Source organism: Tenacibaculum sp. XPcli2-G (assembly GCF_024124505.1).
In the GTDB taxonomy this organism is placed as follows: domain Bacteria; phylum Bacteroidota; class Bacteroidia; order Flavobacteriales; family Flavobacteriaceae; genus Polaribacter; species Polaribacter mesophilus.
The window spans coordinates 98,464-107,279 of sequence record NZ_JAMXSH010000007.1 but is presented as its reverse complement, the minus strand read 5'-3'; the positions used below and the strand labels follow the sequence as shown (position 1 = coordinate 107,279).

Below are 8,816 nucleotides of genomic sequence, written 5' to 3'. Positions count from 1 at the left end.
CTTTAAAACACTTGCGTTTTTCCCTTAGCGGGTGCAAATATAGATACCTTTTCCCACTTAACAAGCACTTTTTAAACCTTTTTTTTAAAATATTTATTAATACGTTATTATATAATTAGTTACACCCTGAAGTTTTTTATCCTATACTTCTCTCCTACCTTTGTTTACTATATTTATTACTATCTTAATGCTTCTAACATGGAAGTACATATAACTATTACAGTACTTAATTATCAACTTTAGTAAGAATTTGAATTCTTTATTTTTTTACTTTTTCTTTCGTTTTCGCTTCTTTCGCATCTTCGAAAACATCTTTTTATACTCGGATACATCAACATATCCTCTACTTTTGGATACAATTACTAAATAGTTCTTTCGTAATTTAGGCTCTTGATACTCCAACTTTTCTTCTATATATGCGCGCTGTATAATGTCCTCTACTAAATAATCTTCGTTTTCCGCTTCAGGTTTATACTCTGACTTTAATGATAGTTTAAATAAATTTGCTGTGGTATTGTACCAAAAAGCTTTCCAACCACTTCTTAACTCTTTTACATTAGCAAAGGCTGTTTTTCCCGTTTGACGATGAATTAGTTTTAACAAAATTCTTCCTTCTGTTCTTGTTAACTTTTTTAAGGGAGCTGTTAACTCTTCTTCTAAATACTTTTGAATTCTTTTTATATACTTTCTTTTTTTACTTTTTGATTTAATTCTAGCTAAACGTGAGTTTACACTATCTACTCTTTTTGCTGCTAAAATTGCATAAGGATATGCTTTGAATACTTTTTTTCGAAGCCAATAATAATAAAGAATATCTTTTTTTTCTTTAAACTTATGCTTTGGAAGTACCGTTACCTCGTTTAACTTTATCATTAAACTATCCCCTTCTCTTATCAATATATATTCATCATTAAAGTTTGGTAGTGTATCCTTAATTTGCGCACTTAATGCTGCTGCGAATAATAGTAGGTATATGTATAGTAGTTTTTTCATTTGATTTTTAATAAGTAAAGGTACTTCAAATGTATCATTTCTCTTTTAAAACAAAAAAACTCATGAAGTATTTCATGAGCTTTTATTATTTTTTTTCAGTTTCTTATTATTCTGCCATAATTGAAGCTGCTACTTGTTTATAAGTTCCGTTTTCTAACTTTTCACGAATTGCAGAAAAAGCTTCAATTGTTTCATTTACATCTTCAATTGTATGACGTGCTGTTGGAATTAATCTTAATATTATTAATCCTTTTGGTATCACTGGGTATACTACAATTGAACAAAACACTCCATGGTTTTCTCGTAAATCATTTACCATTGCCATGGCTTCTGGAATTTCTCCTTTTAGGTATACTGGTGTGATACATGTTTGTGTTGTTCCTAAATCAAAACCTGCTTCACGTAAACCTGACTGTAACGCATTGGTTATTTTCCAAAGGTTTTCTTTTAGTTCAGGCATGGTACGAATCATATCCAAACGTTTTAATGCTCCTTTTACCATCGGCATTGGTAATGATTTAGCGAACATTTGTGATCTCATATTATATTGTAGGTATTGAACAATATCTTTGTCTCCTGCAAAGAATGCTCCAATTCCTGCCATAGATTTTGCAAATGTTGCAAAATATACATCTATTCCGTCTTGTACTCCTTGTTCAAACCCTGTTCCTCTTCCTCCTTCTCCTAATGTTCCGAACCCATGAGCGTCATCTACTAATAAACGAAAGTTATATTTTTCTTTTAAGGCTACAATTTCTGCTAAACGCCCTTGTTCTCCTCGCATACCGAAAACACCTTCAGAAACTAACAAAATTCCACCTCCTGTTTTTTCTGCCATTTTGGTGGCACGCTTCAAATTTTTCTCACAGCTCTCTATATCGTTATGGCGATATACAAAACGTTTTCCTGCGTGTAAACGAACTCCATCAATAATACATGCATGTGTATCCATGTCATATACTATGATATCGTCTTTTCCTACTAAGGCATCAATTGCTGATACCATTCCTTGGTATCCGAAATTTACTAAATAAGCTGCTTCTTTACCAACAAATTCAGCACATTCTTGCTCTAATTGTTCATGGTATTTAGTGTGACCTGACATCATACGAGCTCCCATAGGGTAAGCCATACCATCTGTAGCAGCAGATTCTCCATCTACTTTTAACACTTCTGGATGATTTGCTAATCCTAAGTAGTCGTTAATACTCCAAGTTATTACTTTTTTTCCATTGAAAGACATGCGGTTAGAGATTGGTCCTTCTAATTTAGGAAACACATAATATCCTTCTGCTTTATCCGCCCATTTTCCTAAAGGTCCTTTATCTCCTTTAATTCTTTCAAATAAATCTTTAACCATTGTTATTTTTGATTTTTATAGGTTGCGAAAGTAGTGCTTTTTAACAGATTTTCAAAAATTACCGAGTGTTTCATTTTCAATAAATAACAAACATACTACTTTGGCATACCTATAAAGCTCTTTGATTTTTAAGATAAAATGTTCGATTTTAATTCCTCTACAAAAGGTTGTTTATATAGTCTTTTTCCTAAAGCTTTATGTATTGCATTCGCAACTGCTCCTCCTGCTGGTGGTAAGCCTGGTTCTCCTAAACCTGTAGGTGATAATTCATTTTGCACAAAATGAACTTCTACTTTAGGTGTTTCATTCATTCTTATAAGCTTATAGTTGTCAAAATTTCTACTTGAAGGTACTCCTTCTTTAAAAGTTAAGTTTCCATACATTGCGTGTCCAATACCATCAATAACTCCTCCTACTACTTGGTTTATAGCTCCTGTTGGATTAACAACTATACCACAATCAACCGCTGTAACTACTTTTGTTACAACCGGTACTCCATCTTTTAGCTCTACCTCTGCAACTTCAGCTACGTGGGTATTATGACTGTAATAAGCTGAAAAACCTTGATAAACTCCTTTTTTAGATTTTCCCCAGCTCCCTTTTTCTGCTGCTAACTTTATAGTGTCTTGCATTCGTTTACCTGAGTACTCTATTCTTTTATCTTCTGTGGCTTTTACATTTTCTAACAATTCTAAACGTAACTGCACCGCATCTATCTCTAATTCTTCCGCTAATTCATCGAAAAAACTTTGTTCTGCATAGCCTAAAAAGTTAGTATATGGTGCTCTCCAAGCTCCTGTACTAATATTACTCTTGTAATTTCCCGTTGATACTTTATAGTTTGGAATACATCCTGCAGGAAAAAAATGTGGTATTAATCCGTACATATTATCATTTACGGCTGCTTCTTTCAAATGGTATCCTGTTATTTTTCTGTCTTTTATTGATGCTGCGATTCTATATTTAATTGCTGGCCTATATGTCCCGCTAGTTACATCGTCTTCTCTCGTTGAAACCATTTTTACTGGTTTTTGTATTTTATCAGATATTTCCAACGCTTCATAAACAAAATCTCCATATAATCTTCTTCCGAAACCTCCTCCCATTCGGGTCATTTCTACATGAACTTCTTCCAAATTACGCCCTAACATTTCTGCTGCAACCATTGCTGCATATTCTGGTGTTTGTACAGGACCAACTAGGTGTACTTTTTCTGGTGTTACACTTGCGAAAAAGTTCATTGGTTCCATACAGTTATGTGGTAAGAAAGGTGAATGATAGGTACGTTCGATAACTTTATCTGCTTCTGCAAAAGCTTTTTTCACATTTCCGTCTTCTCTTCTTACATCTAAATCACTCGCTTCTAATAATTTTGTTAGCTTTTCATTATGAAGTTTTGTATCTTCTAACTCAGAATTATCTTTCCATACAGTTTTAATTGCTTTTGCTCCTTTAATTGCCGCCCATGTATTTTCTGCTAGTACAACTACTTTATCCGTTTTCGTTAACTTAAACGTCCAATTAGCTTTTCCTGACTCAATAAAGTTTCTTGCTTTCTCTCCTATTGTTATAACATCTATTACTCCTGACACTTTCTTTGCTTCTGCTGCATCGTATGACTCTAACTCTTGTCCAAAAGAAGGAGGTCTTACTACAGATGCGAACAACATACCTTCTTCTTTATAGTCTAAACCGAATAAAGGTTTTCCTGTTACTATTTTTTCTATATCAACATTTATAGCATTTTTACCAATAATGGAGAACTCAGATGGCTTTTTTAAAGCGACGTTTTCTGGCACCTCTAAAGTAGCAGCTTCTTTTACTACTTCACCATATCCTAACGTTTCACCTTTTGCATTTGTAATAATTCCTTTTGAAGCTGAACAAGTAGTTGCATCTACTCCCCATTTTACTGCTGCCGCATTAATTAACATTTGTTTTGTAGTTGCTCCTGTTTCTCTAAGCGCTGTCCAGCCATGACGAATTGATTGACTACCTCCTGCTAACTGTCGTGTATAGTTTTTGGTATCTAAAGGAGCTTGTGCAACATGTACTTTATCCCATTCTACATCTAACTCTTCTGCAATAATCATAGGCATTGAAGTTTTTACCCCTTGACCTATCTCTGGATTTGGAGAGTAAATAGTTACATAGCCTTCATCAGATATTTTTATAAATGCGTTAAAATCGTTGAAATTTAAGTTTTCTACATCTACAGATGGTTTTACATTAGGTTTACAGGCAGTAAATAGATTAAATCCAATCATAATACCACCACTAGCTAATGCAGAAGTTCTTAAAAAATTTCTTCTGCTAAACGTAAAGTTTTTTTCTTGTGTACTCATGATTGAAAGTTTTTAAGACATTTTATCTGCAGCCAATGCAACTGCCTTTTCTATTCTATTGTATGCAGCGCAACGACAAATATTACCTTGCATTGCTTCTCTTATCTCTTCTTTAGAAGGTTTTGGATTTTCTTTTAAAAAGGAAGCTGCTGTCATAATTTGACCTGCTTGACAGTAACCACATTGTGGAACATCTACTTCTTTCCAAGCTTCTTGTAACGGATGATCTCCTTCAGTTGATAGCCCTTCAATGGTTGTTATTTCTTCACCGTCTAACATAGAAATTTGTAATTGACAACTTCTCATTGCTGTTCCGTCTACATGAACAGTACAGGCTCCGCATTGTGCTATTCCACAACCGAATTTAGTTCCAACCATATTGAGTTCATCTCGTAAAACCCACAACAATGGTGTATCAGCATCTGCCTCAAAGGATACCGACTTTCCGTTAATTTTTAATGTATAATTTGGCATTTTTGCTAATTTTTGTTTGTATCGTGTAAGTTACAAAAAATATAAATGCTTGTTTGTTAATGGGATTCTTTTAAGATAATTTTAAATAAAAAGAGAGGCTTGAGCCTCTCTTTTTTATCTATTTTGTAAAAATGTTTTTACATTTTTCTCTATTCTTTCGAGTACGTTTTCTGTATTCGCTTTTACAAAAGTTTCCCCTGTAATTTGTTCGTATAATTCAATGTATCTGTTTGAAATTTCAATAACTTTTTCATCAGACATTTCAGGAATTCCTTGTCCTTCTTTTCCTTGAAAACCGTTCTCAATTAACCACTGACGTACAAACTCTTTTGACAATTGTTTTTGCTTCTCTCCTTTTTCTTGACGCTCAGCATACCCATCAGCATAAAAATAACGAGAAGAATCTGGTGTATGGATTTCATCTATCAATACAATTTTACCATCTTTAGTTTTTCCAAACTCATATTTGGTATCTACTAAAATCAATCCTCTTTTAGCAGCTAATTCAGTCCCTCTTTGAAATAACTTTCTTGTGTAATCTTCTAATACTAAATAGTCTTCTTCTGAAACAATTCCTTTTGCTAAAATATCTTCACGAGAAATATCTTCATCGTGTTCTCCATTATCTGCCTTTGTTGATGGTGTAATAATTGGCTCTGGGAATTTATCATTTTCTTTCATTCCTTCAGGCATTGCTACTCCACAAAGCATTCTTTTTCCTACTGCATATTCACGAGCTGCATGACCAGATAAATATCCGCGGATTACCATTTCTACTTTAAAAGGTTCACATAAATGACCTACTGCTACATTTTCATCTGGATTCGCTAATAACCAATTTGGAACAATATCCGCAGTATCGTTCATCATTTTTGTAGCAATTTGATTTAGAATTTGTCCTTTAAAAGGAATTTGGCGTGGTAAGATTACATCGAAAGCGGAAAGACGATCAGAAGCTATCATTACCAATAAATCATCATTGATATTATATACTTCTCTTACTTTTCCTTTATAAACTTCTTTTTGCCCTTGAAACTGGAAATTTGTTTCGTTAATTGTATTCATTAGTATATTGTTGTGTTGTTGCCCGCAAATGTAAGTATTCTACTCTTCTTTTTGAATAGTTTTTATTTGTTTTATATTTTCTAAAATAGGTGTTACAGTTACGAATGTATTCCCTTCTTCTACATAAAAAATATAAGCACTATTTTGACCTATTTTTTTAGCTTTTAGTTGAGAATCATCTTTAAAAACTAATGTCATATTATTCTTAAGCCTACCTTCTGCTAAACGTTTTTTATAATTTATCCCCATTCCTAGCCTAAACCCTAACAATAAAGAAAACACCATAATAAAAACAGAAACTATAAAAGCTGACTTGTTGTCGTACTCTTTTCTTTTTGCTTTTTTATTTGCTTCAATTCTCTTTTTCAACCATTTTACTCTCTTTAGTATTTTTTCTATTTTAACTGAGTTTTTAATAAGGAAATACAAAGACATGGAAAATACTATAAGAATTACTGACAACGCCCAATTGTTAGCTAATAATGAAATAGGAGACAAAAGTGTATCTGTGATAGTTATGTATTGTAAATAATCTATATCTAGATAACGATAAAAAATGGTATCACTAACTAAGCCTAAAGCAATCAAAAATATATACCCTACCGATAAATATTCTTGAAATCCCAAGTTTTTTAACATACTCTATTCCGTTTCTATGCTTTTGTAAGCTGTAATAATCTTTTTAACTAATCGATGGCGGATTACATCTTTGTCATCTAAATACACCTGCGCAATTCCTTCAATATCTTTTAACGCTAATAACGATTCTTTCAATCCAGAAACTTGTCTTCTTGGTAAATCTATCTGACCTGGATCTCCGGTTATAATAAACTTTGCGTGCATTCCCATACGTGTTAAAAACATCTTCATCTGTGAATGCGTTGTGTTTTGTGCTTCATCTAAAATTACAAAAGCATTGTCAAGAGTTCTACCACGCATAAAAGCCAGAGGTGCTATTTGTATGACTCCTTTTTCTAGATGTGATTCAAGTTTTTCATGCGGAATCATGTCGCGTAAGGCATCATATAAAGGTTGCATGTATGGATCTAACTTCTCTTTTAAATCTCCAGGAAGAAATCCTAAGTTTTCACCTGACTCCACCGCAGGTCTTGTTAATATAATTCGTCTTACTTCTTTTTCTTTTAATGCTTTTACAGCCAAAGCAACTGCTGTGTATGTTTTACCAGTACCCGCAGGTCCTACAGCAAATAACATATCATTTTTTTGCATTAACTCAACCATTTTACGCTGATTAGCTGTTTGAGCTTTTATTAACTTTCCACTAACACCGTGTACTAGAACGTCTTTTGCATTTCCAGATTTTCGTATTTCTTCTTCCTTTCCTGTTGACGTTAAAATTCGCTCAATACTATTTTCATCTAGCTTGTTGTATCTATTAAAGTATTTGATAAGCATTTCTAATCGCTTTTCAAATTCATTTAATAATTCAGGTTCACCAAAAATTTTAAGTTTATTTCCTCTAGCAACTATTTTTATTTTAGGAAAGAAGCTTTTTAACTGAGTAATAGTGCTGTTTTGAGCTCCAAAAAAATCGTTTGGGTTGATTTCTGTTAATTCAATTACGCGTTCGTTCAAATGATAAAAGTTTTAATATTATTCACACTAAAAATAATGATTATTTTTCTTGAATTACGTAGTTTTGTTTAAAATTTCAGCATAATTTTTCACAAATTAATTAACAAACACCTAAATTAATGTCTCTTATTACATTAACTACTGATTTTGGAACGAAAGACCACTTTGTAGGGGCTGTAAAAGGAGCTATTTATTCTGAGTTACCTGATGCTAAGATTGTTGATATTACGCATGAAATCTCTCCTTTCAACATTACTGAAACTGCTTATATTTTAAAGAATGCTTATAAAAGCTTTCCTGATAAAACAATTCATGTTATTGGGGTAGATTCAGAATTAAGTGTGGACAATAAGCATATTGCCTTAGAATTGGATAATCATTATTTTATTTGTCCTGATAACGGACTAATTTCAATGATTGCTTCTGAAATTAAACCTACTAAAATTTTTGAAATTAATATTCACGATCGTATTGAGAGTAGTTTTCCTGTGCTAGACGTTTTTGTGCAAGTAGCTTCTCATATTGCTCGTGGTGGTAGTTTAAGCGTTATTGGTAGAGAGGTTGACACGTATAAAAAGATTGTTGAAATTAAGCCTAAAGTAAACGAGCAACAAACTATTATTGCAGGTGGTGTTATTTACATTGATAATTATGGAAATGTAATTACTAACATTAGTAAAAAACAATTTAATACTATTGGAAAAGGCCGTGATTATAAAGTTACGGCTAGACGTTATACTTTTTCTAAAATTTACAGCAGATATAACGAAATTGTTGATTTTTCGGTAACTGATAAACGACAGTATGATGGTGAAAAGCTCGCTATTTTTAATTCTGCTGGCTTTTTAGAAATTGCTATTTACCGAAGTAATTTAGAAACGGTTGGTGGCGCTTCTACCCTACTTGGTTTGGAATATCGCGACACTATTACTGTTGAGTTTGAAAACCCTATTAAGCCAGAATTTACACCTATTAATTAAATA

Annotated in this window: 8 protein-coding genes; 1 reads left to right on the top strand and 7 read right to left on the bottom strand. The window is 32.8% G+C overall.

The window, feature by feature from the left end; all coding sequences use genetic code 11:
* Window positions 1-267: 267 nt before the first annotated feature.
* From NH341_RS14610 to NH341_RS14580, 7 genes are all read right to left on the bottom strand, one after another.
* The gene (locus NH341_RS14610) at window positions 268-993 is read right to left on the bottom strand and encodes a DUF4294 domain-containing protein (protein WP_167713755.1); all 726 of its coding nucleotides are present in this window, start codon (window positions 991-993) and stop codon (window positions 268-270) included.
* Between the two features lie 106 nt (window positions 994-1,099).
* A complete protein-coding gene (locus tag NH341_RS14605) occupies window positions 1,100-2,353 on the bottom strand; it encodes an aminotransferase class I/II-fold pyridoxal phosphate-dependent enzyme (RefSeq protein ID WP_047790610.1) in 1,254 nt (417 codons plus the stop codon).
* A gap of 128 nt (window positions 2,354-2,481) precedes the next feature.
* A complete protein-coding gene (locus tag NH341_RS14600) occupies window positions 2,482-4,698 on the bottom strand; it encodes a xanthine dehydrogenase family protein molybdopterin-binding subunit (RefSeq protein WP_253057361.1) in 2,217 nt (738 codons plus the stop codon).
* 12 nt (window positions 4,699-4,710) lie between these two features.
* The gene (locus tag NH341_RS14595; RefSeq protein WP_047790608.1) at window positions 4,711-5,172 is read right to left on the bottom strand and encodes a (2Fe-2S)-binding protein; all 462 of its coding nucleotides are present in this window, start codon (window positions 5,170-5,172) and stop codon (window positions 4,711-4,713) included.
* A gap of 114 nt (window positions 5,173-5,286) precedes the next feature.
* Window positions 5,287-6,237 (bottom strand): phosphoribosylaminoimidazolesuccinocarboxamide synthase, encoded by a 951-nt coding sequence (locus NH341_RS14590; protein ID WP_047790607.1) that lies wholly within the window; start codon window positions 6,235-6,237, stop codon window positions 5,287-5,289.
* A gap of 39 nt (window positions 6,238-6,276) precedes the next feature.
* Window positions 6,277-6,876: a hypothetical protein gene (locus NH341_RS14585; protein ID WP_239180875.1), complete on the bottom strand. Its 600-nt coding sequence runs from the start codon at window positions 6,874-6,876 to the stop codon at window positions 6,277-6,279.
* Window positions 6,877-6,879: 3 nt separating this feature from the next.
* On the bottom strand, window positions 6,880-7,833 hold the full coding sequence (locus NH341_RS14580) for a PhoH family protein (protein ID WP_159494859.1): 954 nt from the start codon (window positions 7,831-7,833) through the stop codon (window positions 6,880-6,882).
* Between the two features lie 119 nt (window positions 7,834-7,952).
* On the opposite strand from NH341_RS14580, the gene NH341_RS14575 reads away from it, so the two are divergent.
* On the top strand, window positions 7,953-8,813 hold the full coding sequence (locus NH341_RS14575) for an S-adenosyl-l-methionine hydroxide adenosyltransferase family protein (RefSeq protein WP_047790604.1): 861 nt from the start codon (window positions 7,953-7,955) through the stop codon (window positions 8,811-8,813).
* Window positions 8,814-8,816 lie beyond the last annotated feature (3 nt).

Excerpts from the sequence above, each read along its gene's own strand:
- NH341_RS14610 (WP_167713755.1), bottom strand. The coding sequence starts at position 993 with ATGAAAAAACTACTATACATATACCTACTATTATTCGCAGCAGCATTA.
- NH341_RS14605 (WP_047790610.1), bottom strand. The coding sequence starts at position 2,353 with ATGGTTAAAGATTTATTTGAAAGAATTAAAGGAGATAAAGGACCTTTA.
- NH341_RS14600 (WP_253057361.1), bottom strand. The coding sequence starts at position 4,698 with ATGAGTACACAAGAAAAAAACTTTACGTTTAGCAGAAGAAATTTTTTA.
- NH341_RS14595 (WP_047790608.1), bottom strand. The coding sequence starts at position 5,172 with ATGCCAAATTATACATTAAAAATTAACGGAAAGTCGGTATCCTTTGAG.
- NH341_RS14590 (WP_047790607.1), bottom strand. The coding sequence starts at position 6,237 with ATGAATACAATTAACGAAACAAATTTCCAGTTTCAAGGGCAAAAAGAA.
- NH341_RS14585 (WP_239180875.1), bottom strand. The coding sequence starts at position 6,876 with ATGTTAAAAAACTTGGGATTTCAAGAATATTTATCGGTAGGGTATATA.
- NH341_RS14575 (WP_047790604.1), top strand. The coding sequence starts at position 7,953 with ATGTCTCTTATTACATTAACTACTGATTTTGGAACGAAAGACCACTTT.